Raw genomic sequence first — 26,377 nt, 5'->3', positions numbered from 1 at the left:
AATGTTTTCGCATCTTCGAACAAGCTACGCAACAGTCTTTAAGGTGATGAGTAGTCTTTTGATGCTCTTCTCTTTCATATTCCTGATTCCTTTGCCGTTTTCTTTGATCTACCGAGAACTCTCCGCTGTTCCTGCATTTCTCATAGTTTCTGGTCTTTCCTTATTGCTTTCGCGATTGTTCTGTATCAAGTGCCGTTTCGCAACCATGGAAGTGATCACCTCGAAAGAAGGAGCAGTAATAGTGTTGTTTTCGTGGCTTTTGATCATTTTTCTTTCGTCGTTACCGTATGTCTTCTTACGAGTTCTCGGTTTCTCACGCGCGATATTCGAGTCTACAAGTGGGTGGACTACTACAGGGTTGACTGTCATTTCAGATGTTGAGATAGTACCTAAAACAATACTCGTCTGGCGAAGTCTTACACAATTCTTGGGTGGTGCAGGCTTTGCGATAATAGTCATGGGAGCGGTAATCGGTCCAACGGGCCTTGGTTTGTATCAGGCTGAAGGCAGGGTTGACAACATAGCACCAAACATCAGATATTCAGCAAGGACTATCCTAATAGTTTACGTGGCTTATGCTCTTGTCGGCGCAATAGCTTTGAGAGCCGCTGGTATGAATCTATTCGATGCCTTCAACCATTCTCTTACAGCACTTGCAACAGGGGGCTTTTCCACGAAGAACAGTAGCATAGGCTTTTACAACAACTTCTCCGTTGAGCTTGTGAGCATAGTCTTGATGTGGCTTGGAGCGACTGGATTTGGAATTCACTATGCCTTTTGGCAGAGAAATTGGCAGGCGTTGAGAAAAAATCCTGAACCAAAACAGATGTTTTTACTGACAGCGGTTTCTGTTGTAATACTTTCCTCAGCTGGTGTAGGAAAGATATTTCCAACCGTTCATAGTGGGATGAGACAAGCACTTTTCCAAGTTGTATCTGCTTTAACGGGTACAGGATTTTCAACGTCAGACCTTCGAAAATGGATTAGCTTTCCCCTTGGCATATTCATCCTTTCTGTTTTGATGTTGATGGGTGGTTGTATGGACTCAACCTCGGGTGGTATAAAGCAGTATCGACTGACTGTGATGGGCAAAGCACTTCTGTTTTCTGTTAGAAGATTTCTCCTGCCCAGAAGTGCTGTGGTACAAGTTGAAATATGGAAAGGTAACAACAAGAGATATCTCGATGATTCGCTCATTAGAGAAGCCTTTCTTGTTTCAGGACTTTATATCCTTTCTTTTATTGTTGGTGTTGTTGTCTTACTACTTTGTGGCTATGGGTTATCTGAGTCGATCTTTGAGTTTGCTTCTGCAGTTGCTGGTGTCGGTCTTTCAGTTGGTGTGACTAATTACTCGATGCCAGATGGAGCTCTTTGGACGTTAATCACAGGTATGTTTCTCGGTAGGCTCGAGTTTCTCGTAGTCTTGTACGCTTTTGCCAAGGTGTTCAGAGATTTTTCGTCAGCGGTTCACCGATAAAAGACTGCTGTGTGATTGGTCCTTCAAATACATAGCCCATCCTGTCGCCGGCTTGTCGTCGACGGAGTAGAGTATCAGCCGGTCATTCGAGATGACATAGACAGTGCCATCTTCTGCCATCGTTGGATGTACTGTAGGAGGGTAAGGCAATTTTTCACTGCTGAGTGTTTTGAGATTCTGATCGATCAATGCAACCTCTGTCTGTGTGAAGACAAGTGCTCTAGAATTTTTGGTCAGAATGATGCTGAAAAGGTTCTCAAATTTTCTCGAGGAAAGCAACTTTCCTGAGTGATCAAGCGCATACAACTCTCCTGATTGAGAGTAGCACATAACGATTTTGTTGTCGCAGACAACATGGTTCACCACAGAGCTTGTTTGTGAAAATGTCCACAGTACTTTACCAGATGAGAGTTCTATACAGTAAAGCTTACCGTTGTTCACCACGAAGGCCTTTTCTTCAGATAAAGCGATGGCCCCTTGATTACTGAACTCTAAGTAGGTTGCCCAGACCAAATTGCCGGAAAAATCGATCAGTCTTAGTATGCCTAGCCAATCGAGTGTGAGAATTCCAAAATGTTCATGTACTGCAGCAGGACAGACAAGCCAGTTGCCCAAACTGAATTTCCAAATTTCGTTTCCAATATTATCGAAATGTGAGAGTACTCCATCGTCATCTGCGACTACAAATCCTTTAGGTGTTATCGAACTGGCAAGACTTACATTTGAACCTATTCTGAGTTTTACTGGCTTGTTTCTTACGATATAGACGCTTTTGTCCCAAGAGCCCATTATCAATGTGCCGTCATTCGTCAAAGCAAGATCGCTTGTGGTGATGAAAGAGATCTTCGATGAAGAGCTTCTCTTTGTTTCTGTGTTGAAATTGATCAATTCACCATACATCGATGTTGAATAAAGATCTTTATTAGAGACAACACAAGAGGTATTTGCTGGCATCGGTAACTTTGCCTCGTAGATCAGCTCAATTTGTTTCTTTTCAATCTTTGGAGGTTCCACAAGCAACTGTGTAGGTTTTTCTGGTTCGACTGTTTTTGGTTTTGTTGAGATGGGAATCGTTCTCGAGAATAAAGCATTCGTCGAAAAACTGTGCAGCAATTTCATTGAGGAGAACAAAACATTCACAACTCTTATCTTGCCATCTTTTGTGGTTGTGTATATGTAATCTCCATAGGCACTCATTGATTTGGCGTTAACACTTATGGTTTCCACAATCTTGAAGCCTTGCAATGGAACTAACCTCAATACACCGTTAGAATCAAGCAAAACCAAGCTATCTCTAACTCTGATCACTTGAATAAAATTGCCAGTAAAATTGCCTTCTTTTTCGTAAACAGGATAGCCTTCGTTCATCTTGAACATGTAGAATCTATTCTTTGTCCAGACAAAGAGACTGTCCTCTATGGTTTGCATTCCCAAAAATGGGTCTGGACCGGACAAATCCCACAGTTTATTCATTGATTTTGTATAGCAGACAATCTTTCCCGATGAATGCAGTATTAGTATGTTGCTACCATGTGCGTCGACCTTCATGGCTTTCTCTGCAAATGTGTAATTGCGGAGAGGCAGAAGAGTTTTGCTGTAGACTGAGAGTTTGTAATCCGAGAACAGATACAATTCGTCGATGAGCAAAGCGTCAGAAAACTTTTCAGTGAGCTTGGTGGCCGAGATTCTGTTCAAAGAGGAATCGTATAGTTCTATCTGTGATTCACAAAGGACGTATATCCTTTCTGACTCGTACAATGCCTTCAAAGGAGCAGTAGTTTCTGTAACTGCTATTCTTGTTGGGACAAGGGGTATCGAGATATCATACAACTCAAGGCTGTTGCTGGTTAGAACAAGCAAAGACTCTGCCAAAATCGTGATCGTAAGAATACAAAGAAACAAGACGATTATCCTCATACTGACACCTCAAAGAACTGATTTCCTTATGAATTATACAGTATTGATATCAGAGCGAAGATCTAACTTTTTGTGTAATGAATATGTGATTATGGCATTCAGTAGGTAAAAAGTCATACTCAGCAAGAGCAGTTTGGTGTAATCAGAATTGCCCTTGACTATGTATCCATACAGAAGAGCGGCAACAGCACGAGAAGAGTTGTTCAGCAAGTTGCCAATTCCATTCGTGATAGAAAGATATTGGATTGGTAGATTTGAAAACACCAGCACAGAGAAGATGGGGCTTACCATGTTCATGAACATAAACCTCAATACGTACATCACAGAGAAGACAACAGGATTTCTCACGAAAGCCAGAAAGATCATCAATGGTATAACGGCAGTATAGCAGAAGAGTAAGACCTTTGTTGGACTGAAGCGCTTTTCAAGCAAATAGTTCATAGCTCCTCCGATAGCGGTAGCTATCTGAGTCAAAGCCATCACCAAACCAATCAAGGTTGTCGACATGGCAAAAAGATCGCTCAAGATCAAGTTTCCGAAGCTTATAAACAACCCCGCACCAAAACCTACAAGCAAGTTAGAGAGTAGATAGTACCAAAGAATGCCTTTCTGCAATGGGTTGAAAACAACCTTTTCAAGAACCTGGCGATCTTTGACTGGTAATTTCTTGACGATCAGTAGATTTGTGCTGTAAATTGAGGCGGCAAGAAACATTGTAGATCTAAAGCCCACTTGGTCGGCTACAAATCCGCCAGTTAAGTTACCAAGGACGCTCATGATCATCGAGATAGAGAAATTTGAACCAAAGAGAATCATTCTGTTCTTAGACGGTGTTGATAGTATCATTGAAGCAGAAATGATTATTGACACCGCTGAAGAGGCTGCACCGGCTGTGAAATTCAATACAATCTGCCACTGACTGCTCAACAATATGGCTCTGAGAAACTGTGTGAGTATTTGGAGGCAGACGAGAGATTTCAAAAACCTTCTTTTCTCGACTTTATCGGCAAGAAATGCAAAAAAAGTACCCAGCACGGCAGAACCCCAAAGGGCTGCTGAGGTAATCTTGCCTATCTCAAGGTTTGTCAAACCATTTTGTCTCAGAAACAGATTGAAGATCACACCGTAAATCTGACCTGCAAAGCTGGTTATCGCTGTGAATATGTAGAACTGTATTGTAAACACCTCTCTACTGCAAGGAAATTATAGACACAAAAAGCGTACGCGTTGATTTCAAAATGATGAGCTTGTCTTTGCGATGAAATTGGGGATCGATGTATACTTAGTTGTAGGAGTTGGTAAGTTGCAGGATCGTTATGGACGTTCAATAGACTATTTGAGGTTTTCAATAACCGATCGATGTAACCACAGGTGTTTCTACTGTATGTCGCCTGGCACAAAATTCTTGCCGACTGCTGATTTACTTACTTTTCAAGAAATGAAATTTCTGGTAGATGTCTTCAAACAACTTGAAATAAAGCAAATTCGTATCACTGGTGGAGAACCTCTCATAAGAGAGGATGTTGTGCAAATCGTCGAGTCTCTGTCGAAACACTTTTACCTTTCGATGACTACGAACGGCAGCATGCTCAAAAAACTCGTTAAAGATCTGAAAACAGCGGGGCTTTCTTCCATCAATGTTAGTCTAAACAGCCTGGATGAAGAGAACTTTCGAGCAATAACCTTTGGAGAGCTCAGACCTGTGCTCGAAGGTATCGACGAAGCAGTAGAACAAAGTTTATTCGTCAAACTCAACGTGGTAGTAAGCCAAAAGAACTTTGATGAACTACCAGAACTTTTGAAATATGCCTCCAGTAGAGGTGTTCCCATAAGATTCATAGAGATGATGCCAGTTGGTAGGAAAAACGAAGGCACTGTCTTTGAAAAACAGATCTTGGAGAAATTATCGAGTTATCAACTGAAGCCTGTCCACGCAAGATTTGGTTATGGTCCAGCGAAGTACTTTGTTACGAAGGAAGGCTCTTATGTTGGCATCATCTCGGCTATGAGCAACTCTTTTTGTGAAAGTTGCAACAAACTGCGACTGTCCTGCGATGGGAAACTCTACCCATGCCTTGGCTCAACATTTCACGTCAACCTAATGCGAGCAATTAGATCTGGCCAATCGACTCAACAAATTTCGGAACTTGTAAGAACGGCTGTCAATAACAAACCTTTCAGCCATAATATGAATCACGGCAAGATTGATAACGCGATGAACAGGTTGGGAGGTTAAAGATGGATTGGAAGCTTTCTCACATCGACGAAAGCGGGAATGTTCACATGGTGGACATAACACAAAAACAAGACACCGAAAGAACAGCAGTTGCACACGCCAAAATAAGAATGAACAAAGAGACCCTCGATGCCATAACTCAAAAGACAGTTAAGAAGGGTGATGTTTTTTCTGTCGCAAAGATAGCTGGAATAATGGCGGCTAAGAAAACTTCAGAGTTGGTACCTTTGTGTCACAATTTGAATCTTACTAACGTTGATCTTGAGTTCAAAGTAAATGAGCAAGAAAACGGTGTGGAGATAACAGCGACTGTCAAATGTGTTGGTAAAACTGGTGCGGAAATGGAAGCACTCACTGCCGTTGCCATTGCGGCTCTGACGATATACGATATGTGCAAAGCCATGGACAAGGGCATGATCATAGAACAGATATACCTTGTTGAAAAGTCAGGAGGTAAGTCTGGTGAGTACAAGAGAGAACAAACTTGAGGGGAAGATCCTTTCTGTGAACATTTCGAAAGTGAAAGGCGTGAAAAAGACACCCGTTGAAGAAATCGAATTGATAGAGAACTATGGTGTGAAAGATGACGCTCATGCCGGTAACTGGCACAGACAGGTCTCGATGCTTTCGTTGAGCAGTATAGAAAAGGCGAGAAGCTGGGGTATCGAAGTGAACTATGGAGATTTTGCAGAGAACATTACAGTGGATGGTGTTGATGTGTACAGATTATCTGTGGGTACGAAGGCTTACATAAACGATCTTGTTGAATTGGAAGTGACTCAAATAGGCAAGGAGTGCCATGATAGGTGTGCGATAGCAAAGACTGTTGGTAAATGCGTAATGCCCACTGAGGGAATATTCCTGAGAGTTCTAAGAGGTGGAAAAGTTAAGGCTGGCGATAGGGTGCTCTTTATCCGATGAGGGGTAAGATTTGTGTTTAAAGAAACCAGCAAGAAAAGATTCAAGATTCTACTGAAGTATCTCTTGCTCGTACTTACCTTTTTTCTTGTTTTCACCGATTTTGGTCTCTCGCTTTTAATAGTTTCCATCGTCAACATACCGTTGATTCGCAAAGCCGTCTTTGGCAGATTGGTTCTTGACAAGGTGAGCAAACCTTGGGCAAAAGTTGAGACATTTGAGTATATGCCAAAAAGGCACTTAGACATATTTTACCCGAACACTGAGTCTTTCAAAGGCGTCATTCTCTTTGCCCACGGTGGTGGTTGGATCAGCGGATACAGACGACAACCAAACAACATGTCTTGGTATAGATTCTTGGTGTCCCAGGGCTTCGTTGTTGCTGCAATAGATTACAGTAGAGGTTACATATCGACTATAGAGAATTTGGTCGAGGAATTAACTGAGGCTGTAAGATTCATGAAGAGAAAATTCGCCAATCTGTGCGACGTAAAACTCTCTTTGATGGGTCTATCTGCTGGTGGTCATCTCGCTCTACTGACTGGTCTGAGAAATCCAAAGCTTGTTGACAAAATCGTGGCGTACTACGCACCGTGTGATTTGATGGATATCTGGGAATCTGAATCGATCTTTGCGCGATTTTCAGTGATGGCAACGATTAAAAGGCTGCCGATCAAATCTAAAGAACTTTACGAAAAGTACTCTCCGATAAATCATGTGAGTTCTCTATGCCCTAAGGTTTTATTAGTTCATGGAATGAAAGATTCCGTAGTTCCATACGCTGCCTCTGCAAAAATGTTTGTGAAGCTGAAACAAAGCAAATGCACCGTGAAACTGCTTCTGCATCCGAAAGGAGATCACGGGTTCGAGTTTGTTCTCAAAGACAAAAAGACCATCGAGATACTTCAAAGAACAGTAGACTTTCTCCAAAGTTGATTCGACAGAAGATTCGTCGATTACCGCTTTCTTTCTCCACGCAACTTTGCTCGCACAATGTGAGTGTTCTGTTCCTTTCAGCACACGAAACAATAATGAAATGGAAAATATAGGACGCTTCGAGGCAGAAAGGTGAAGAAACCAGAAGATATTCGGCGGAAAAAGAAGAAAGAGAATCATAACAGCCTGCCCAGGGTTCTTTTCTATCCAATTTACGTCAGAGTCAAAGTTGATTCGTTCATATTAGATCTAGTATAGTAAAAGAAACTGACTACAAAATGATCGTTTATGATCGAAAGGGGGATTGTTGATGGGACGTCAAGAACGACTGAAGGCGATTTTGAGTACCCTGAGACAGTCCGGTCGAATATCAATAAACGATATCTGTGATTCTTTTGGCGTATCTTTGATAACAGCCCGGCGAGACCTTGAGATCTTGGAGTCTCAAGGACTGGTTGAAAGAACGCGTGGTGGGGCAATTATCAAGAGCATAACAGGCGACTCACCGTTCTTCAAGAACTTAGACCTTCGAAAGGAACAGAAGGAACGAATCGCGAAGAAAGCTATCGAGTTGCTGAACAATGGTCAGGTAGTTGCTGCTGGTGGGGGCACAACTGTTTATTATGCAATGAAAGCACTCGAGAGCAGTTCAATACACGCGCTGACGATTGTAACAAATTCAATCACAACTGCGTGGGCAGTCATCAACCTATCCAAGCCATTCAGCTTGATACATTCTGGTGGAACAGTGAGGCAAGGATCCTTTGAGTGTGTTGGTGAATACTCATCAATGTTGTTTGAACGTATGTATTTCGACTGCTACATTCTTGGGGCAAGTGGTGTGAGCAGTGCATATGGTGTAACGGTCGCTGATTTCGAGGAAAGAAACTTGGCGGAATTGATAATCAAGAGGTCAAAGACTGTGATCTTGCTGGCAGACAGCACGAAGATTGAGCAATCGGCTCCGTACAAGATATGTGATTTGGGAAAAATAGATATTCTCGTAACAGACACCCACGCTACTCCGAGTCAAATAGAAGTCCTCAGATCGTTTGGAATCAGTGTTATTTCTGTCTGACATCGAGGTGATGATCCAGATGTTCACTGAACAGGAGATACACACTCAACCTGATGATTTCGAGAGACTGTTAGCATTTCTGAATGATTTATGCGTTGAAGATTTTGCGCACTGCCTTTTCGGGAGTGATATCGTGTACTTTGTTGGCTGCGGCTCATCTTACTACTTGGCTGTGTCGGCATCCAAATATTTCTCACGAGTCACTGGAATTGATGCAAAGCCTCTGCAAAGTGGAGAGGTTGTCTTTGCTAGCAGTTTTGTTCTTGGTTCAAGAGATCTCAAGAGATCTGCTGTTCTGATCTCACGTTCAGGTGATACAACTGAGACTGTTCAAGCTGTAAGGAAGTTCGATCAGATGGGAATTAAGACCTTCGGAATAACACTTGGTGAGAAGAGCGAATTGCGAAGGACATGTCAGTCATCTCTGGTTCTTCCCTTAGAGGAGAGGTCTGTCGTAATGACGAAATCATTCAGCTCTATGTTGCTCAGTTTATTTTATTTGATCGATAGAATGTCAAAGATTGCCAGTGACTATGATCGACTGGTCGGACTATCAAGAAAGTTTCTGCGTGAGTCAGAAAAATCAATTGAAAGTCGAGGAATTGACGGCGCAAAACATTACGTTTTTCTCGGCACGGGTGTTTACGAAGGTATTGCGAAAGAGTCGGCTCTGAAGCTTCAAGAAATGTCTCTCACATTTGCAGAAGCCTACTCAACACTCGAGTACAGACATGGACCGAAATCACTTGTAACAGATCAGACTGTTGTAGTACTCTATGCAAGCGACCAAAACCCAGAAGAAGTTACACTTCTGGGTGAAATGCAAAGATTGGGAGCTTCAACCGTTTTACGAACACCAATGGCAGAGAATGGACAAGACGCGTTTCTTCAGGTTCTTTTCGGTCAATTACTGGGACTAACCATTGCGAAGAAAAAAGGTTTGAATCCAGATCAACCAAGAAATCTCTCGAGAGTAGTGTTTCTGGGAGATGGGAGCAGATGAAATCATCGACCTTTAGACAATCGTAGGTAATGTAGAGGAGGTGGAACGCACATGAAGAAGTTGGCATTGTTAGTCATGATGGTAAGTTTAGTGATTGTGTCAGCAGGTTGTTTCGTAGTCAAACATCTTGAGAGTTCTGAAGATCAACTCAGTGGTGATGATGTGTTGCTTATCGCGGCGGCAATTTCTGAGTGTGTTGATTCAACGCAGAGATTACCTGAAGAGTGTGAAAGAGTTTGGCAACCTAAGGGAAAATCGACAAATCTACGTGCTGTGAAGTTAAACGATGCTGCGTATCTGATGTCGAAATTCTTTATAGAGTTTTGTAGTTCCAAACAAAAGCCTGCATCAGTGAAATCCGTTCAGACTTATCTTCCTGCAAGTCTTGAATCTGGAGACTTCGAGCCAGCAGAAACGTGCACAATATCGGATTTTTATAAATCAGCGCTGTACTTTGTTGCAGAAACGGAGAAGAATGGGGTTTTACCAAGAGTCATCCCAGTCAATGTGAACGGAGTACAGCGAAAGATGTCTATAGACGTTTTCATACCAACTTTGGCTAAGATTTTATACTGCATTGAAAACACGGGCAATATATGTGAGGAAATAGAGTTGCACAAAGCTTTGTTGCCTCTTTCATGGCCTGCAAAAATAAAATCCGTCTGGGTTTGGGGAAGCACGCTCGCCAACTCAGGAGTCGAACAAACATTGGATAAAATAAAGGACCTTGGTGTGACAGATATTCTCCTACTAGTCAAGGGTACGAGTGGGACTGTGAATTGGCCATCAAATGTTGCTTTGGGATTCGCATCAGATACAACAGTTCTACCAAGAGTGGCACAGTACTGTAAGACTAATGGTCTTAGATATCATGTGTGGTTTGTGTGTAATCAGGATGAGAAGTTTACTACCACATATCCAGAAAGCAAAATGTATGGTATTCCCAAAACACAAGGTGCAGATCCCCAGAGAGCCGGAAAGTCAGTTGATTTTGTCGGATACAGTGCTTACAGGGAATACATGAAATCGCTTATTAGTGAGGTCATACGAAACTATGACCCAGATGGTCTGCATTTTGACTATATAAGGTATCCAACCGGTGCATGGGGTTGGGGTCCATCTGAACTTAATAAGGCTCGAGAGAACGGCCTAAGCGATTCGGATATCGATTATCTACAACAACTGGCAATACAAACCTGGGGCAGCAATGGAGACGGACAGTCATTTGTGAATGCTCATCTCTCCGGTGATGCCACCGTTACGAAGTGGGTGGAACTGAGATCTGCGAATGTTCTTGAATTCTTGAGTGATTTGGTTGACTGCGCAAAGCAGATAAAACCAAGCATTGTGATCAGTGCTTCTGTGATGCCGGAACCTGGAAGCTCTGATCTATCTGAAAGAGCGTTTGGATTGGTCCATTATGGTCAAGACTACAAGCTTTTTGGACAAAAATGTGAACTGATAATTCCCATGGCATACCACAAAGACTATGGAAAAGATATATCCTGGATAACAAGCATCATTCTCGGTGGAACCAAGCAACAGGTTCGAAGTGAACAAACAAAGATTGTTATGGGTCTTCAAGGGTATCCTCCAGTGACTGGTACAGAACTTGCAGAAGCTGTTGCTGACAGCCTCATTGAAGGTGCTGATGGAGTATGTGTCTTTAGAGCCGGAACAATATTGGGTAGTGACCGTGAAGAAGTACTGAAGGATATCCTAAAGCAATTCAAATGAAAGACGTTTCTGGCTTATTCCAATTGAATTTTTGACAAAAATCTTGCCAATTTTTAAGGAGGGATTCTTAGAAAATGCTCAGAGCTGGTTCTGAAGATTGTGGATCAAGTTTTTCGAGAAGATATCGTCAGATGATTGAAAGTACGATTGAAAAGATCATCGAGCAAGAAGAGCAAAGGATCAAAGATCTGGCAGAAAGGATATACAGATCAGTGAACGATGGCGGTCTTATTTACGCGTTTGGTACTGGGCATTCTCACATGTTGGTTGAAGAGATTTTCTACCGAGCAGGGGGTATAGCGTCTGTGTATCCAGTTCTCCTCAGTTCACTGATGCTTCACGAGAGAGCGGTTCTCAGTTCAAAGCTGGAACGAATAGATGGGATAGGAGAAGCTATAATTTCCGATTTACCAATCTCTTCAAAAGATGTAGTAATTGTTTTCTCGAATTCTGGATCTAACGCTGCAGTTGTCACATTTGCGGACCGGGCAAGAAAAAGGGGGGCTTACGTTTGTGCAATCACTTCGATTGAGCATTCGACAAGCGTGGAACCACGAAACAAACTGGGTAAGAAACTCTTTGAAGTTGTAGATTTGACTATCGACAACCACGTTCCTTATGGAGATGCCTGTGTGAAGGTAGACGAGATAACAGTAGGACCGCTTTCGACTGTTTGTGGTGCTTTCATCATAAATTCTATCATCGGCGAAGTTGTGGCGTGTTTTTTGAGAAATGGGAAAAATCCCCCAGTGTTCTTGAGTTCAAACATACCGAATGGAGACGAAAAGAATATGTCGTTAGTGTCGAAGTATCGTCACCTGATTCCATTTCTGTGAGGTGTCACAAAGTGGTGAGAGATTTTGAGAAGAAATTCTATATGATGCCAAAGCCGATATGTGGTGTATGGGCTTGGGGTTCGTCTCTATCAGAGTACGGAGTGGAAAAAGCTTTGAGAGATATGAAGGAAATAGGGATAACCGATCTATTTCTCCTTGTGAAAGGGACTACGGGAAAGGTGTGCTGGCCTTCAAAGATTGCGCTGGCATTTTCTCAGGATACAACTGTGCTACCACGGAGTCGTGAGGGTTGCGAGAAAAATAACATCAGGTTGCACGCTTGGTTCATTGTCTCACAGGACAAGAGTTATCTGCAGAGGAATCCTGGTTCTGGCATGTGGGGAATTCCACTGGAACTTGAGACTCATGAATATAGACTTGGCGAACATAGTTGTTTCAGAATCTCCACCGCGGCCGTTGATTTTGTAGCTGATGTCAACTACAGAGAGTACATACTCTCCTTGGTCTCAGAGGTACTTGGTACTTACGAGCCGAGTGGAATTCATTTGGATTATATCAGATATCCAAACGGGGCTTGGGGATGGGGACCAGTTCAGCAACAGAGAGCAATGATGGCTGGACTGAATGTCAATTTGCTCGTTGCGAAAGCCGTGGGAACCTGGGGAAATCAGGGTGACAATATAAGCTTCATAGATGCTTTCATTGCAGGTGATCCCAACGTTGTTGCATGGTCAAACATGAGGAAGGACGACGTTACAGACTTCGCGAGACAGATCGGCCACACGGTGAAGAACAAGAGACCTTCTACAATTTTGAGTGCTGCTCTCATTCCGGAAGGTGGTGATATCGACCTCAAGGAGAGAATCTTTGCTCTGGTACAGTTTGGTCAAAACTACTCGGATCTTTCAGAGATCTGCGATGTTGTTGTACCTATGGCATATCACCATGACTTTCGCAAGCCCATTTCATGGGTTTCAGACGTACTTTTGGGTACTCAGCAAGCAGTGTCCGAAAGATCTTCAGTCATTGTTGGTATTCAGGCACATGGTGACGTACCTGCAGCTGAGGTAATTGAGGCTATCAGAGTCTCGAAGTTGTCTAAAGCGGATGGAGTTTGCCTTTTTGCATTTCACGAGATTTTCAGGAAAAGTGAAATGCAAGAACTTCTGCAAAGGGCTATGAAAACTGTGTAAAAGGAATTAAGGGGTCTTGAAAACTAGAAAGGGAGGGATTTACTGATGAGAAGAGTTCTTGGTCTAGTTGTATTTCTTTGTGCTTTGGCTGTCTCGCTGTTCGGTGCTGAGGTGACATTTTGGTTTGCAGGAGGAGATCCACAACTTGACCTACCAGTTGTAAAGAAACAGGTAAAGGCATTTGAGGATGCTACAGGAATCAAAGTAAATCTGGTGGTTATTCCTTGGGCAGAGGATCCACACACAAAACTCGATGTTGCGATCATGTCTGGGAAAGCCCCAGATCTTGCCAAGGTGGGCTCACCAAGGGAGCATGCTCTTGCTTGGTCAAAAGCCATTGAACCTATGGATAAGTACCTACCACAGGATTTCTTGAAGAATTTTTCACAGTCAGTTCTGTTGGGAAGTACTTACAAGATGGACAAACCCAAGGAAATGAGCGGTAAGATTGTGGGAATTCCTTATTTCTGTCATACACGTGTCGTACTTTATCGAAAAGACATTCTTGCTGAAAGGGGTCTTCCAGAACCATCGATAAGCTGGACATGGAACGATTTTCTCGAGTATGCAAGGCGCCTCACTTTTGATAGAAATGGTGATGGGCAGGTTGATGTTTACGGTTTTGGTGCGTCAGCTCAGTATGCTTATCAGCTCATGATTTGGGTGTGGCAGGCTGGAGGTCGAATGATCGACGAGAAGGGAACCCCGACAATCAACACTGAATTGTTCCACACAGGTGCGAAATTCTTTGTAGATTTGTTCAAGACTTATAAGGTTGTTCAACCTGGAGGAATAAATGCGAACTTGGCTGACGTTCGAAGACAACTTGTGGCAGGTCAGGTCGCAATGTACATTGACACTGGAGATGCTGGACCAGCACTGAAAAAGGAACTCGGTGACAAAGTTGGTGCCGTACCACTACCAATAAATCCTGAAACTGGCAAAAGAACGTCGTATTATGGTGCTGACGTCTTTGTCATACCTTCAAATGCGAAAAACAAAGAAGGTGCTGCCAAACTTTTGATGTGGTTGTGCAGCAAAGAGAATATGCTTGAATACTGTAATGTAGCAGGATTTGTACCATCGAGAGTAGATGCGGCGCAAGAGTATGTTGGCGAAGATCAGATCATGAACGCGTTCGCCCAACAAATGTCTGATTCAAATCCCTGGGTTGAACACCCGGAGTACTCGGCATTCACCAGGATAATAAGGGCTGCAATTCAAGATGTACTGTCAGACAAACTATCACTGGCTGATGGTTTGAAAAGAGCTCAACAGGAGTTGGAAACACACTTGAAAGAAAAGGGATTTGTATGGTGAATCTAAAGGGGAAGGTAGAACCTTCCCCATTTCTAGTCATTAGTTCCTTTGAGGTGGTGGAAAGGTGAAGAAGCGCCTGAAGGAAAACTTAATTGCATATGCATTTTGCGCACCTGCATATATTATTTTCACGATATTTCTTTTCATCCCAATCGTTTGGGTCATCTTTCTGAGTCTGAAAGACTTCAGTATCGTGACACTCTATTCTGCCAAGTTTGTGGGTTTGAAAAACTATTTGAGGCTCGCAAAAGATGAGGTTTTCCTGAGATCGATCCTCAACACTGTTTACTTCACAGTCCTCTATGTTCCTGGTAACACCATTCTTGGTCTTGTTTTTGCTCTTTTGTTGAACAGACCATTCAAGGGCAGAAATTTCTTCAGACTCGCACTTTTCGTTCCAAATGTAATCTCGATGGTTGTCGTGAGTATAATTTGGTCTTTGATATTTTCTTCAAGTACGACCGGGATTGCAAATCGATTATTGCTTGTATTGCATTTGAAACCGATTCAGTGGTTGAGTGACTATAGATACGCACTACTTGCCGTCGGGATAGTCCTAATTTGGAGTGGTTTTGGGTACAGAATGCTGATTTTCTTAGCAGGACTTCAAAACATACCAGAGGAGTTGTATGAAGCTGCTTCACTTGATGGTGCAACAAAATGGCAAGTTACACTCAAGATAACACTGCCTTTGTTGAGACCAACAACCTTCTTTGTTATAACCACGTCGTTGATCAATTCATTTCAGGTCTTCACTCCAATTTACATTATGACCGGTGGAGGACCAGGATATTCAACAACAACGATAGTCAATTATCTGTACACAAAAGGTTTTAGCGAGTTTCAGATGGGTTATGCATCTGCTATCAGTGTTATATTGCTCCTCATAATCCTTGTTCTCACCTTCGTTCAAAGAAAGATTGGTAAAGAAGACGTCACTTTTTAGGGGTGAAACAGAGTATGAGATCACAAAACCGTTGGTCAATTTTCATAAAATACCTGTTGATTGTGCCTGCGTGTGCTTTCACTCTCCTACCGCTCATATGGGTGGTGGTGAGGTCAATAGAACCGGATACAGGAATAGAGTCTTATTCATTGTTGCCAAAGTCGGTGACCTTCGACAACTATTTGCTGGCGTGGAATTACCCAAGTGTCATTGATGAGAAGGTCACGCTTGGAACAATGTTGTTCAACAGCCTACTTGTGGCGAGTGTCGTGACTTTTGTGAGTATCATTTTCGATTCAATGGCTGGATATGCGCTGGCACGAAAAAATTTCGTTGGAAAGAAACTCCTGTTTTGGTTGGCGTTGTCAACTTTGATGATACCTTTTTATGCCATTGCTATACCGATGTACATAATAGTGATTCGGATGGGCATGTACGACAGTTTGCTTTCACTCATCATTCCGTTCACTGCAAGTGGATTTGGAGTGTTCATGTTCAGACAGAGTTTTCTCTCCATCCCATCTGACTTCGAGCAAGCCGCCAGAGCTGATGGTGCGAACGATTTCTACATATATTGGAGAATCATGCTTCCTATGGTGAAACCGACAGTCGCAACTATGATAGTCTTCAAGGTTTTGTGGTCGTGGGGCCAATTCTTCTGGCCACTCTTAGTGATACAAGATTATTCAAAAATGCCAATTAACCTTGGACTTGCAATGTTCAGGGGACACAACATTACCAGATGGGGACTTCTGTGCGCGGGTATGGTTGTGGCAACGATTCCCATTCTTGTTCTCTTTCTCACTTGCCAAAAGTGGTATGTCGAAGGTTTAAGCGGAGGTTTAAAGGGATAAGAGTTTCTGAGCTTTTGGAGAGTGATAGAGGAATGAAAGTTGGTTTTTCAAGTGTAATTTTGTCTTTTCCAACAGGGTTGGAAATGGCTGGTTATGTCCTCAGAAAAGGGGTTTCCATTGGTTGTCATGATCCACTTGAGTTGTTCTGTGTTTACCTCAGTGACGATGAGATAGAAGTTGCTTTGGTGGTTTTTGATTTGCTTTCAGTACCAGAAAGGCTTCCAAATCAAGTGAATGGTGTGAATTTGATCCCAATTGCCACTCATACCCACTCTGCACCGAAACCGAACCTGGTTGCAGAAATTATTGAATCCTGCACAAAAGAATCTTTGATCGAAGCCAAAAAGAAAGCCACTGAAATCGAGGAAATCGTTGTAAGGAAAGGAAAGATATCAGGTGTATGTGATCTCAGAAACAAACCAGGTAGTGAACAAATACCGGTAAATCACATCCACTTTAGAACAGCAATGGAAAGTTTCTCGATTCTGCTCTTTTCCTGTCATCCAACCGTACTCGGTCCTGAGAACTTACTCTATTCAGCTGATTTGGCTGGAGGCATTCGCAGAAAGTTATCACTTAGAGAAGGTCGTCCAGTCTTGTTCATGAATTCCTGTTGTGGCAATGTGAGTACTCACAGAACACGACGGAATAGATCTTTTGCCGAGATAGAGAGACTGACAGAGATTTTCACAGATCACTTGCATCTTGAAGAAGCATATCGAATACCATATCCTCGCAGTCTTGTTCTCAAGAATGTTGATTTCGTAGTTAACTTCGTTACTAAGAATTTGAGCAATCTCTCATTGAACGATAGAGACACACCGGGAGCAATGTTGGCAAGACAGCGCGGAGTTCTTCCAACGACAGAAAAGGTTAGAATCTCCTTCCTCACTATAGAATCTCTGAAATTTGTGTTTGTCCCGTTCGAATTGTTTATCGAGTTCAGTACTCAGCAAGTGTTTGCTGAAAAACCGGTCTTCATTGTGTGCTACGCGAACTCTGCCGCATCGTATGTTGTACCAAAGGATGTGCATTCAGGTTATGAATGGGTGGTATCCCCTTACTCTGATGAGACTGAGGAAAGACTTCTTGGGCTTATAGATAGAGAATTGTTTAACCCATAAATACAGGGCTATTAGGAGGTATCTGAGAAAATGAGATTTCTCGGTGTGGATGCTGGTGGTACAAAAACAAGAGTTGCTCTGTGTGATGAAAGAGGAGAAGTTCTTTCTAAGACGCTTGGAGGTCCAGCAAACCATCTGGATATTGGAATTGGCAAATTGAAAAGGACACTTCAGGATTGTCTAAATGAGATCAACGAGGATATTGCGGAAGTTGATCTTTGTGTTCTTGGACTTTCGGGGGCTGGCTTCTCACAGAAAAGTTGCGATAGATTACGTGATCTAATGGCACCAGTGGTGCCTTCCAAGAGGCTGATAGTTGTCAACGATTGTATCTTAGCCCTAAGGGGTGCCTTGGGTACGTCGAGAAAATCAGGAACAATTGTTGTCGCTGGTACTGGTTCCATGGTTATAGGCGTTGACGTCAATGGCAATTTCCACAGAACAGGAGGATGGGGACATATCATAGGCGATTCTTGGAGTGCTTATGGATTGGCTTTTGACTCTATTAAGGAAGTCATGAAATATTGGGAAGGAAGAGGCAAACCAACCTCTCTTGTTTGTCATGTAGAAAAAGTTTTTGATCTGCATTCAATTGATGATGTGCTCAGGTACTTCTACGTTGAAAAACATCCAAAGAGTCACTTAGCTTCTTTTGCACCTTTTGTTCTGAGGTGCGCCGAAGAAGGTGACGAAGTCGCACAGACGGTCGTAAAGCGATGCATTGCTGAACTCGTTGATGCTGTCGAACCGGTATTGAAAAGAGTTGGTAGTGATTTTCTCTCGTACACTGGAGGGTTATTCAACAACTCTTATTTCTTGAGAACTGTTGAAAATTCTCTGCAGGATCTGAATGTGAATTTTACCGAACCGTCTCTGCCTCCACTGGGAGGTGCGCTGTTAATGGCGATGGAACAGTTTTTCACAGTGAAAGAAGAGGTCGAAGAGAACCTAAAGCGTCAACTCAGTGAAGAAGGTGTACATTGAGTTTTCCACAGTAGGTGACTTGAAGCAGGTGACTTGATGGAGGGTGATTGAATAAATGCTTCCACAACCAAGAAGATTGGTCATGTTGGATGGAGAATGTGAACTGCCACTGTGTGGGAAAATTCTTACGAATTATGATTCATTCACAATTGCCTCATTACTCAAAAGCGAATTGGCAAAGTACGGGAGAAATTTCTCATTCACTGGTTTTGGTGGTAGCGATGCTGTCATAAAATTGATAATCGAACCGAGCACTGTGTCGAGTTCACAGGGATACAAGATAAAGATCACTCGAGATAATGTTGTGATAATTGCGAAAACAAATCGAGGCTTGTTCTATGGTTTGCAAACCTTTAAACAACTGGTGAGAGAGTACGGCTGCAAGATACCAGCGATGGTCATTGAAGACGAACCAGATTTTAAAAACCGCGGGTTTATGCTCGATGTCAGCAGAGACAGAATACCAAATATGCAGACTCTGAAAGCACTGATAGATCTTTTAGCTGAGTTGAAGTACAACGAATTTCAGCTTTATTTTGAACACACCTTTGCTTACGAAGGCCATGAAAGAGTATGGAAAGGATACAGCCCGTTCACCGCGCAGGAAATACTAGAGCTTGACAGGTATTGCAAAGATAGATTCATTGAGCTTGTACCGAATCAGAACTCTTTTGGACACCTTGGCAAATGGCTCAAACATGAGGAATACAAGTACCTTGCTGAATGTCCAGAGGGTTTTACGACTCCCTGGGGAGAAAAGTATGGCTCGTTCTCACTTTGCCCCACTGTGCCGGAATCTATAACATTCCTGGAAAGTCTTTTCGATCAACTCTTGCCCAATTTCACCAGTGCAAAGGTAAACATAGGTGGTGATGAAACATATGACTTGGGACTTGGTCGTTCAAAGGAAATCTGTGAAAGACTTGGGAAGGGTAAAGTCTACCTGGATTTTCTACTTCGGATATACAAATTACTTAAGAGGCGCGGAAAAACTATGATGTTTTGGGGTGATATCATAAAAAATTACCCTGAACTCGTTGTAAACTTACCAGATGATCTCATTGCGCTCATATGGGGCTACGAGAGCAATCATCCTTATGAACACGAATGCAGACTGTTTTCAGAAAGAGGTGTTACATTTTATGTGTGCCCTGGCACTTCAAGTTGGAACTCCTTTGTTGGTAGAAGTGATAATGCGATTGCTAATATCAGCAGTGCTCTACTAAATGGTAGCAAATATGGCGCGATTGGTTTTCTCCTGACCGATTGGGGTGATAATGGTCATCCTCAGCACTTACCGTTTTCGATGATACCTCTTGGATATGCCTCCACGATAGGCTGGAACATATCGTCAGAGATAACGATAGGTGATCTACTGAGACAGGTTGATATACATCTTTTCAAAACCAATTTACCCTTAGCTGAGGATATTTACATGCTTGGTACTCTATACAAAAGTACCAACATTCAATTTCATAACATGAGCCCGTATTTCATGTCACTTGTATGTCCACACAAGATGTTTGAACATCTTAAAGAGTTCGATAAAGAAGACACAAGTAATATTCGTAAAGCTGTGAGTGAAGCAGAAAATGTGATCAAGAGACTTCTGGGTTCTGATGTGCAAACGGATCTCCAACAAGCGATTGCCCAAGTGATTAACAACACACAGATGTTGATTCTTGGAATGCGTGCTTTCATTTTTGAAAAAGAATACAATTCACTTGAAAAAATACCAGATCAAATCTGGCATTCTTTCAAAGAAGAATTAAACAAAATTTCTCAAGACTACACACAAATTTGGCTGAATGTGAACAGGCCAGGTGGATTAAATCAAAGTCTTGAGAAACTGACGAGAATACTCAAAATGCGAGTCTGATTATTCACTGGACATCACCTGATCTATATATCGTTGCAAAAGTCACAGGTTGTTAGTATTGCGAAAACTGTTCACATTCTGCCTGAACTGTTCAACAACTTTATTTTGTGCTTTACCATCTCTGTCACGGCGATGGATGCTTCTTGGAGCAACTTAATCTGGTCTTTGAGCTGTGGTTGTTCTTGTAATATTTTTCGAATTCTATCGACGTAAACTGTTTTGAGCACTGTACCGATGTTTATCTTTCCAAATCTCATCTTGCTGATTTTTGTCAAATCCTCATCTGGTACTCCGCTGGAACCATGGAGGACCAATGGTACATCGACTACATTCTGAATCTGTTGAACCCTTTCGAAGTTGATCTGTGCTTCTTGCTTTTGCATGGCATGGGCTGTACCGACAGCGATAGCCAGTGCATCGACCTGTGTGAGTTCAAAAAACCTACTTGCTACATCAGGTTCTGTCAAGATCTGGCTAACTTCTTCACCTTCTTCAGATTTTCCGACTCTGCCTATTTCCGCCTCTACAGATACACCAAAAGCCCTTGCAACTTTCACAACCAGCTTTGTGTTCTGGACATTTTCTTCGAAACTCAAGTTTGACCCATCGTACATAACAGAAGAAAACCCTGCCTTCATAGCCTTGAAGATGATATCAAGATCCGTTGCATGATCTAAGTGTGATACAACTGGTATCCCAGCATTCTGGGCAAGTTCGTTCATGATACATGCTGCGACTTTTATACCCAAGTGTTTAACCGCACTTGGAGAAGCCATCAGTATGACGGGAGATTTCATTTCTTCTGCACCTTTTACGATCGCTACGGCGTCTTCATAGGTGTGAATGTTGAAAGCAGGTACTGCGTAGTCAGATTTGTACGCAAGCTGGACCAACTCTTTCAATGTCACAAGCATCTCACTAACCTCCTCATCTCTTCAATAATCTCTCGTATTGTCCATTGATTTTGTGATAAAGCATATTCATCTGCACTACATCTTCATCCAACGGCTCGAATTTTCGAAAAGTGATTTTCTCTCTGAGTGACAAAAGTGTTTCTTCATCTCTTGCTCCCCTGATAGCTGCAACCGATGCACCGAGGGCTGTCAGTTCGGTTGTGTCCAGATAGTAGAGTGTCTCGCCGAGCATCGAAGCTTTGTAATTCATGAAAACATCGTTTCCAACCAATGCGCCGCCAACAACTACTGGTAATCTTCCAAGCAGTCGCCAAAGGTTTTCAACGGTTATTCTGCTTGTGTAGCACAAGTACAGATAAACATTCTGCAGAATCTGTTCTTGGGAGCAATCAGGTGGAATCTGGACAAAGTTCACACCGTCTGCCTTTTCTCCCACGATATTGTCACCATTTGTGTAGATGCAGAAAATGTAATCTTTTGGTATCTTTGAGATCGAACTGTTCAATTTTTTAAATCTTTTTGAGGAAACTCTCAAGCCAAGGAATTTCAAAACCAATTCGATCAACTTGCCGTGGAATCTTATGCCTGAAGCGAAATAGTACTGTTTGTCCTGAAAAGCTATGCCTATGTTTCCACCCGTCTTCATGAACGGACTATCTAAGTGAAACTCATTTTCCTTCTCAGTTGCAACGCCGACTATGTACGATGCCGTGCCCATTGAATCGAAGATCAGTTCGCTGCCGAACAACGAGATCAGCCCATAAGTTCCAGTCAGGTGGTCATGACCTGCGAGGAAAACTGGGATATTGTCATAGTACCCAACAAAGGAAGAAGTGTAGTCGAGTTTTCCAAGTTGCTGAACTGGTATCTTGAAGGCGTTGAGCAGTTGTTCATTCCAACATCTTTGATGAATATCAACCATGTGACTGCGGTACGCCTGGGTCATATCCCACACAGCATTGCCAGTCAATCTATAAGCGATGTAGGAAGACACCGGAAGCCAATACTCTACGTCGTTTAGCTTGACCATACCTTTTCTTTGCATGAACAAGATCTTATAAAGCGAGTAATAGTAAATATCTCGAGAACCAGAGATTCTGTAAGGTGCGAGCTGGTTCACCAGATTTTCATACTCTTCTTGCAGCGCCTTTGTACATGTGTCGTACCAAACGATGGGATCTTGCAACTTTCTCCCCGATGCAACCGGTACGACAGATTCTCCTACACTCGTGCACGCGATACCTGCGACTTGATAAGACTCTCGTATCATGTTAATGGTACTTCTCAGGTTTCTCTCTATCTTGTCCAAGTCGAAGAACTCAACACCGTCCATTAGTTTTTTAGCAGTTTGAAGTTTGTGGATCTTTTCTATACCGTTTCTGGTTACAACGATGACCTTGGTGTTTGTTGTTCCAACATCTATGCCAATGTATGCCTTCATAATCTTTCCTCCACAAGTTCTACAAGTGATAGTTGCTGGTACAAATCTTTCAGATCGAAGATCGCCGCGCCGTATTTCAGAGTGTTCGCCATACCGCACGCTGTGGCAAAGACAAGTCTTTCCTCTATGGGCTTACCCATCGCTTCCTGGTAGAGATATCCTGCGAAAAAGGAATCGCCAGACCCAACGGAGAAATCTGAGTAAACAACCTTTGGTTTGGCACGAAACACCTTGTCTTGTACGAGGGTTATGGAACCTTCTTTGCCAATAGTCACACACAAAACCTTTATGTCGTACATTTTCTTGATCTGAAAGAGTTCTTTCAAATCCAAATCGTGAAGATTGAAAACGATCTTGAGTTCGTCAGCGTTCACTTTAACCATCTCGGGCTCAAAATTCACCAACTCCTTGAGCCATTCTCCTGCAATGTCGATCATGAGTCTACAAGATCTTCTTGTTGCGATTTCTGCAATTCTTGCCATGTTCTTTGTGCCAAATCCTCTTGGTGCACTTCCTGAGATTACCAAAGTGCTTTTTTCTTCAACAACGGAATCAAGATAATTTATGAGTCCTTCGATCTCATCTGGTTGTATGATTGGTCCTGGTTCGTTGATCATGAGCATCTTCTTTTCGTATTCATAGACAACTGCCGTATTGATTCTGTTCTCGTCGTTTATCCAGAATTCTGTAGTCTTTATACCCTCTTCTCGACACTTTGCCGAGATTATCTTTCCCACATCACCACCAAGCACATTAACACAAAGATAATCCTGAAAACCAAGCATGTTGAAAACTCTTGCAATATTCAATCCCTTTCCATCGACGAGTTTCACAACATAGTCGCCTCTCAAAACATTTGGGGTTCTCGGAACACTTGAGATGATCACCCAATGATCATAACAAGGATTTAGATTGAGTATTTGAATGCTCAAGAGCGCCACTACCTCCAATCCTTCTCGGACACGAACTCGATCACATTACGCGCTGTGTTTGTGTCCGTTATCAGTACATCTGCGAGCTTCCCTTTCAGAAGACCAACTATACTCTCTATCTTGTGAAAACCACCTGCGACTACTATCTTTTTTTTGGCTTTCATGTACTGGTCCATTGTTATGTTGTTGATCTTTTGCATGAACTCCAAGTCGTGCACCCTGCCGTTGATATCAAAGTAATGTGTCAGAATATCGCCAACGATGCCGAGTTTCTCGAGTTTGTCGAGTGTGGAACCATCGAAAACGTTTTGGCGAAAGAGTGGAGATCTCGATATGGAATAACCAACGCTGCAGATAACCACATCGAGATTGTTCCAAAGTGAGTTTATGTAGGCAAACTCTTCGGTACTCTGCAGTTGTTGTCTTTGCTGACTGTTGTCCATCAAGAATGGAAAGTAAACAGGTATCGTTCTTGTATTCAAGCGATCTGCAAAGTTCTGGGCGATGAAATTAGAATCAAAGTGCCTGTCTGAAAGTTTGAAGGTTCCACCTGAAAGTGGTACTACTCTCCAGTTGGGGCGATTCAATGTGAAATTGTAAGTTGCCACTGTGAACATCGTGGTGCCCCAGCCTATTCCAATGTTCAATGCATTTTCCGAAAGTTCTGATATAAATTCCCAAGCCCTGCGTGCCAGAGACTGTAACAAGAGTTGGTTGTTACTGTGCCCCGTTGTCAGGAACAATTCATCAAATCCGAACCTTTCTTTGAACAGCTTTCTGTACTCTTGTTCCAGCTGTGTGGATATCTTTGGCGGCACTATCTCTATTCGGACTATCTTCCTCTCCTCTGCCATCTTCAAATACTTACTAACCTGAACCCTCGAAACACCCAGTTTTTTGGCTATATCTTTTTGAAGCATCTTCTTCACGTAATAATCAAATGCAACTTCGAAGAGTAGATCATCGCTTATAGTCATTCTTTCACCGCCCCACTCACGAGCCCAGAGATGAAATATCTCTGAAGCAGTATAAATACAACCAACGGAGGCAATGTTGCGAAGACCGATCCTGCGAACAAAGGTCCCCATCGAGTTTGGTACTGCCCAACGAAGACCGAAAGAAAGGTTGGGATAGTTTGCAAACTCTTACTTGTGAGCAAAGACATTGAGTACAATAATTCGCTCCATGCAAAGAGAAAGGCATATACACCTACTGCAGCGATGCCAGGGAGTGTCACTGGAAAAATTATCCTGACAAAAGCCTTCGTTCTCGTGCAACCGTCTATGAGTGCAGCCTCTTCAAGAGATTTTGGAACAGACAGAAAGAAACTTCTCAGAAAAACTATCGTTATCGGAGTGGTGAATGGGATGTATGCAAGAATCAGTCCAAGATGCGTGTCAAGAAGTTTTATCCAGTCCAGAAATTTGAATATAGGCACCAAAAAGACTATCATCGGAAACATTTGAAAGATCAGCACACTCACGAGCAGCATACCTTTGCCTCTGAAGGAATATCGAGAAAAGGCATAGGCAGGAAAAATGCCGATGAGTAGAGAGAAAACCATAGTTCCGCTGCCAACGATTACGCTGTTGAAAAAATAGCTCTTGAAATCGAGACTCGATATCTTTTGATAATGTTCAACGGTCCAACTTTTTGGCAGATATATTATCGGATAACTGTATATCTCTTGGTATGTTTTGAAAGAGGTTAAAATGAGCCAGATGAATGGAAAGGCAACGACGATGGCGATGAAAAACAAGAGTATATATGAAAGGCTTTTCATTGTTTTTCGTTTTGTACTTCGTTTCATCAGGCAGCCACTTCCCTTGCCATCTTTCTTGTGAAAAGATATGCTATGGTGAAGACCAATAAGAACAGAACATTTGACAGAGCAGCCGCTTTATTGTATTCGAGAAATCTGAAGCTGAGTCTGTAGATGTAAGTGACAATGGTTTCTGTACCATAATTTGGTCCACCGCCTGTCATCACGTAGATCAGTGGAAAGTAATTTATTGTCCATATTATCGTGAGCATCAATGTCGTGGTCAAAACTGGCTTGAGTTGAGGTATTGTGATATTCCAAAACCGTCCAAAGGCATTGGCACCATCTATTTCTGCTGCTTCATAGAGTTCTTGAGGAATAGTCTGAATACCTGCTAAGAAGAACATTCCGCTCAGACAAAAACCTTTCCAGATATTCGCAATGATCACCGCCAGCATAGCCATCTTTGGTGTGGCAAGCCATGGTACGTAGTCTTTGAACAATCCCATTTTCACCAAGATATCATTCAGCACACCGTACATGTCGTTGTACATCCATTTCCACATCACACCTGCAACTATATCGAGCGTTGCCCAAGGCAGTATCAGAATGACACTTCGAAAGAAAATCTGTCCTCGAGTGATTTGATTGAGCAGTAAGGCTACACACAGACCCAAGAGAATCTGTCCTGAAACACTTCCAAAGACCCAGATAGATGTATTAAGGATGGTTTTGTAGAAAACACTGTCTTTGAAAATGAAACTGTAATTTTCCAAGGTCAATTCGCCTTTGCTGTTTGTAAAACTCATCACAATGTTCGAGATCAACAGAAAGACAACAAAAGCTATTATCACAAGGACATAAGGCATAACCATTTTCAGGGCAATTTTCTCTTCTCTCAATTCACTCACTCCTGATATGGGCGGGCA

General features: G+C 42.5%; 24 protein-coding genes. 16 read left to right on the top strand and 8 right to left on the bottom strand.

Translation table 11 applies throughout. The annotated features are described in order from the left end of the window. Position 1 precedes the first annotated feature (1 nt). Complete coding sequence (locus ACSFC1_RS09505) at positions 2-1,477, top strand: TrkH family potassium uptake protein (RefSeq protein WP_435565864.1); 1,476 nt, start codon at positions 2-4, stop codon at positions 1,475-1,477. Here ACSFC1_RS09505 and ACSFC1_RS09500 read toward each other — a convergent pair. Both ACSFC1_RS09500 and ACSFC1_RS09495 read right to left on the bottom strand, forming a co-directional pair. Continuing rightward, positions 1,460-3,394, bottom strand: a complete 1,935-nt coding sequence (locus ACSFC1_RS09500) for a PQQ-binding-like beta-propeller repeat protein (protein ID WP_435565863.1) — start codon at positions 3,392-3,394, stop codon at positions 1,460-1,462. The genes ACSFC1_RS09505 and ACSFC1_RS09500 overlap by 18 nt on opposite strands. 33 nt (positions 3,395-3,427) lie before the next feature. Beyond that, positions 3,428-4,579 (bottom strand): MFS transporter, encoded by a 1,152-nt coding sequence (locus tag ACSFC1_RS09495; RefSeq protein ID WP_435565862.1) that lies wholly within the window; start codon positions 4,577-4,579, stop codon positions 3,428-3,430. Between the two features lie 118 nt (positions 4,580-4,697). Here ACSFC1_RS09495 and moaA point away from each other — a divergent pair, with 118 nt between their 5' ends. The 15 genes from moaA to ACSFC1_RS09420 all read left to right on the top strand — a co-directional run bounded on the left by moaA (position 4,698) and on the right by ACSFC1_RS09420 (position 20,399). After that, complete coding sequence (gene moaA / locus ACSFC1_RS09490) at positions 4,698-5,630, top strand: GTP 3',8-cyclase MoaA (RefSeq protein WP_435565861.1); 933 nt, start codon at positions 4,698-4,700, stop codon at positions 5,628-5,630. 2 nt (positions 5,631-5,632) lie between these two features. After that, a complete protein-coding gene (gene moaC / locus ACSFC1_RS09485; RefSeq protein ID WP_435565860.1) occupies positions 5,633-6,118 on the top strand; it encodes a cyclic pyranopterin monophosphate synthase MoaC in 486 nt (161 codons plus the stop codon). Next, positions 6,093-6,551, top strand: a complete 459-nt coding sequence (locus tag ACSFC1_RS09480) for an MOSC domain-containing protein (protein WP_435565859.1) — start codon at positions 6,093-6,095, stop codon at positions 6,549-6,551. Before moaC ends, ACSFC1_RS09480 begins: the two co-directional genes overlap by 26 nt. Before the next feature lie 12 nt (positions 6,552-6,563). After that, entirely contained in the window at positions 6,564-7,484 is a 921-nt protein-coding gene (locus tag ACSFC1_RS09475) for an alpha/beta hydrolase family protein (protein WP_435565858.1), read from the top strand. Positions 7,485-7,794: 310 nt separating this feature from the next. Continuing rightward, positions 7,795-8,562, top strand: a complete 768-nt coding sequence (locus ACSFC1_RS09470) for a DeoR/GlpR family DNA-binding transcription regulator (RefSeq protein WP_435565857.1) — start codon at positions 7,795-7,797, stop codon at positions 8,560-8,562. Between the two features lie 19 nt (positions 8,563-8,581). Beyond that, entirely contained in the window at positions 8,582-9,565 is a 984-nt protein-coding gene (locus ACSFC1_RS09465) for an SIS domain-containing protein (RefSeq protein WP_435565856.1), read from the top strand. 51 nt (positions 9,566-9,616) lie between these two features. Next, a complete protein-coding gene (locus tag ACSFC1_RS09460; protein WP_435565855.1) occupies positions 9,617-11,302 on the top strand; it encodes a family 10 glycosylhydrolase in 1,686 nt (561 codons plus the stop codon). 74 nt (positions 11,303-11,376) lie between these two features. Then, on the top strand, positions 11,377-12,138 hold the full coding sequence (locus tag ACSFC1_RS09455; RefSeq protein ID WP_435565854.1) for an SIS domain-containing protein: 762 nt from the start codon (positions 11,377-11,379) through the stop codon (positions 12,136-12,138). Between the two features lie 14 nt (positions 12,139-12,152). Next, the gene (locus ACSFC1_RS09450; protein WP_435565853.1) at positions 12,153-13,292 is read left to right on the top strand and encodes a hypothetical protein; all 1,140 of its coding nucleotides are present in this window, start codon (positions 12,153-12,155) and stop codon (positions 13,290-13,292) included. Between the two features lie 45 nt (positions 13,293-13,337). Beyond that, a complete protein-coding gene (locus ACSFC1_RS09445) occupies positions 13,338-14,612 on the top strand; it encodes an ABC transporter substrate-binding protein (RefSeq protein ID WP_435565852.1) in 1,275 nt (424 codons plus the stop codon). A 64-nt stretch (positions 14,613-14,676) separates the two neighbouring features. After that, entirely contained in the window at positions 14,677-15,558 is an 882-nt protein-coding gene (locus tag ACSFC1_RS09440; protein ID WP_435565851.1) for a carbohydrate ABC transporter permease, read from the top strand. Between the two features lie 107 nt (positions 15,559-15,665). After that, positions 15,666-16,412, top strand: coding sequence for a carbohydrate ABC transporter permease (locus ACSFC1_RS09435; protein ID WP_435565850.1), 747 nt, complete (start codon positions 15,666-15,668; stop codon positions 16,410-16,412). A gap of 32 nt (positions 16,413-16,444) precedes the next feature. Continuing rightward, a complete protein-coding gene (locus ACSFC1_RS09430) occupies positions 16,445-17,536 on the top strand; it encodes a hypothetical protein (protein WP_435565849.1) in 1,092 nt (363 codons plus the stop codon). Positions 17,537-17,566: 30 nt separating this feature from the next. After that, positions 17,567-18,520, top strand: coding sequence for an N-acetylglucosamine kinase (locus ACSFC1_RS09425; RefSeq protein ID WP_435565848.1), 954 nt, complete (start codon positions 17,567-17,569; stop codon positions 18,518-18,520). A 55-nt stretch (positions 18,521-18,575) separates the two neighbouring features. Further along, on the top strand, positions 18,576-20,399 hold the full coding sequence (locus tag ACSFC1_RS09420; protein ID WP_435565847.1) for a beta-N-acetylhexosaminidase: 1,824 nt from the start codon (positions 18,576-18,578) through the stop codon (positions 20,397-20,399). 71 nt (positions 20,400-20,470) lie between these two features. Here the strand turns inward: ACSFC1_RS09420 and ACSFC1_RS09415 are convergent, their stop codons facing one another. Genes ACSFC1_RS09415 through ACSFC1_RS09390 form a run of 6 tightly spaced genes read right to left on the bottom strand, consistent with a single transcriptional unit; the run spans position 20,471 to position 26,359 of the window. Then, on the bottom strand, positions 20,471-21,313 hold the full coding sequence (locus ACSFC1_RS09415) for a class II fructose-bisphosphate aldolase (protein WP_435565846.1): 843 nt from the start codon (positions 21,311-21,313) through the stop codon (positions 20,471-20,473). Between the two features lie 13 nt (positions 21,314-21,326). Continuing rightward, positions 21,327-22,754, bottom strand: a complete 1,428-nt coding sequence (locus ACSFC1_RS09410; protein ID WP_435565845.1) for an FGGY-family carbohydrate kinase — start codon at positions 22,752-22,754, stop codon at positions 21,327-21,329. Next, the gene (locus ACSFC1_RS09405) at positions 22,751-23,695 is read right to left on the bottom strand and encodes a 1-phosphofructokinase family hexose kinase (RefSeq protein ID WP_435565844.1); all 945 of its coding nucleotides are present in this window, start codon (positions 23,693-23,695) and stop codon (positions 22,751-22,753) included. Before ACSFC1_RS09405 ends, ACSFC1_RS09410 begins: the two co-directional genes overlap by 4 nt. Beyond that, the gene (locus tag ACSFC1_RS09400; RefSeq protein WP_435565843.1) at positions 23,695-24,663 is read right to left on the bottom strand and encodes a sugar-binding transcriptional regulator; all 969 of its coding nucleotides are present in this window, start codon (positions 24,661-24,663) and stop codon (positions 23,695-23,697) included. The genes ACSFC1_RS09405 and ACSFC1_RS09400 overlap by 1 nt, the downstream gene beginning before the upstream one ends. Next, complete coding sequence (locus ACSFC1_RS09395; protein WP_435565842.1) at positions 24,660-25,496, bottom strand: carbohydrate ABC transporter permease; 837 nt, start codon at positions 25,494-25,496, stop codon at positions 24,660-24,662. The genes ACSFC1_RS09400 and ACSFC1_RS09395 overlap by 4 nt, the downstream gene beginning before the upstream one ends. Beyond that, complete coding sequence (locus ACSFC1_RS09390; RefSeq protein ID WP_435565841.1) at positions 25,496-26,359, bottom strand: carbohydrate ABC transporter permease; 864 nt, start codon at positions 26,357-26,359, stop codon at positions 25,496-25,498. The genes ACSFC1_RS09395 and ACSFC1_RS09390 overlap by 1 nt, the downstream gene beginning before the upstream one ends. Between the last annotated feature and the right edge of the window lie 18 nt (positions 26,360-26,377).

Origin of the sequence: Pseudothermotoga sp. U03pept, assembly GCF_051235805.1 — a bacterium.
Lineage (GTDB): Bacteria > Thermotogota > Thermotogae > Thermotogales > DSM-5069 > Pseudothermotoga_B.
The sequence above is the reverse complement of the archived record's forward strand: the minus strand, read 5'-3'. Positions and strand labels throughout refer to the sequence as shown.

Excerpts from the sequence above, each read along its gene's own strand:
- ACSFC1_RS09505 (WP_435565864.1), top strand. The coding sequence starts at position 2 with ATGTTTTCGCATCTTCGAACAAGCTACGCAACAGTCTTTAAGGTGATG.
- ACSFC1_RS09500 (WP_435565863.1), bottom strand. The coding sequence starts at position 3,394 with ATGAGGATAATCGTCTTGTTTCTTTGTATTCTTACGATCACGATTTTG.
- moaC (WP_435565860.1), top strand. The coding sequence starts at position 5,633 with ATGGATTGGAAGCTTTCTCACATCGACGAAAGCGGGAATGTTCACATG.
- ACSFC1_RS09470 (WP_435565857.1), top strand. The coding sequence starts at position 7,795 with ATGGGACGTCAAGAACGACTGAAGGCGATTTTGAGTACCCTGAGACAG.
- ACSFC1_RS09465 (WP_435565856.1), top strand. The coding sequence starts at position 8,582 with ATGTTCACTGAACAGGAGATACACACTCAACCTGATGATTTCGAGAGA.
- ACSFC1_RS09460 (WP_435565855.1), top strand. The coding sequence starts at position 9,617 with ATGAAGAAGTTGGCATTGTTAGTCATGATGGTAAGTTTAGTGATTGTG.
- ACSFC1_RS09455 (WP_435565854.1), top strand. The coding sequence starts at position 11,377 with ATGCTCAGAGCTGGTTCTGAAGATTGTGGATCAAGTTTTTCGAGAAGA.
- ACSFC1_RS09445 (WP_435565852.1), top strand. The coding sequence starts at position 13,338 with ATGAGAAGAGTTCTTGGTCTAGTTGTATTTCTTTGTGCTTTGGCTGTC.
- ACSFC1_RS09430 (WP_435565849.1), top strand. The coding sequence starts at position 16,445 with ATGAAAGTTGGTTTTTCAAGTGTAATTTTGTCTTTTCCAACAGGGTTG.
- ACSFC1_RS09425 (WP_435565848.1), top strand. The coding sequence starts at position 17,567 with ATGAGATTTCTCGGTGTGGATGCTGGTGGTACAAAAACAAGAGTTGCT.
- ACSFC1_RS09420 (WP_435565847.1), top strand. The coding sequence starts at position 18,576 with ATGCTTCCACAACCAAGAAGATTGGTCATGTTGGATGGAGAATGTGAA.
- ACSFC1_RS09415 (WP_435565846.1), bottom strand. The coding sequence starts at position 21,313 with ATGCTTGTGACATTGAAAGAGTTGGTCCAGCTTGCGTACAAATCTGAC.
- ACSFC1_RS09410 (WP_435565845.1), bottom strand. The coding sequence starts at position 22,754 with ATGAAGGCATACATTGGCATAGATGTTGGAACAACAAACACCAAGGTC.
- ACSFC1_RS09400 (WP_435565843.1), bottom strand. The coding sequence starts at position 24,663 with ATGACTATAAGCGATGATCTACTCTTCGAAGTTGCATTTGATTATTAC.
- ACSFC1_RS09395 (WP_435565842.1), bottom strand. The coding sequence starts at position 25,496 with ATGAAACGAAGTACAAAACGAAAAACAATGAAAAGCCTTTCATATATA.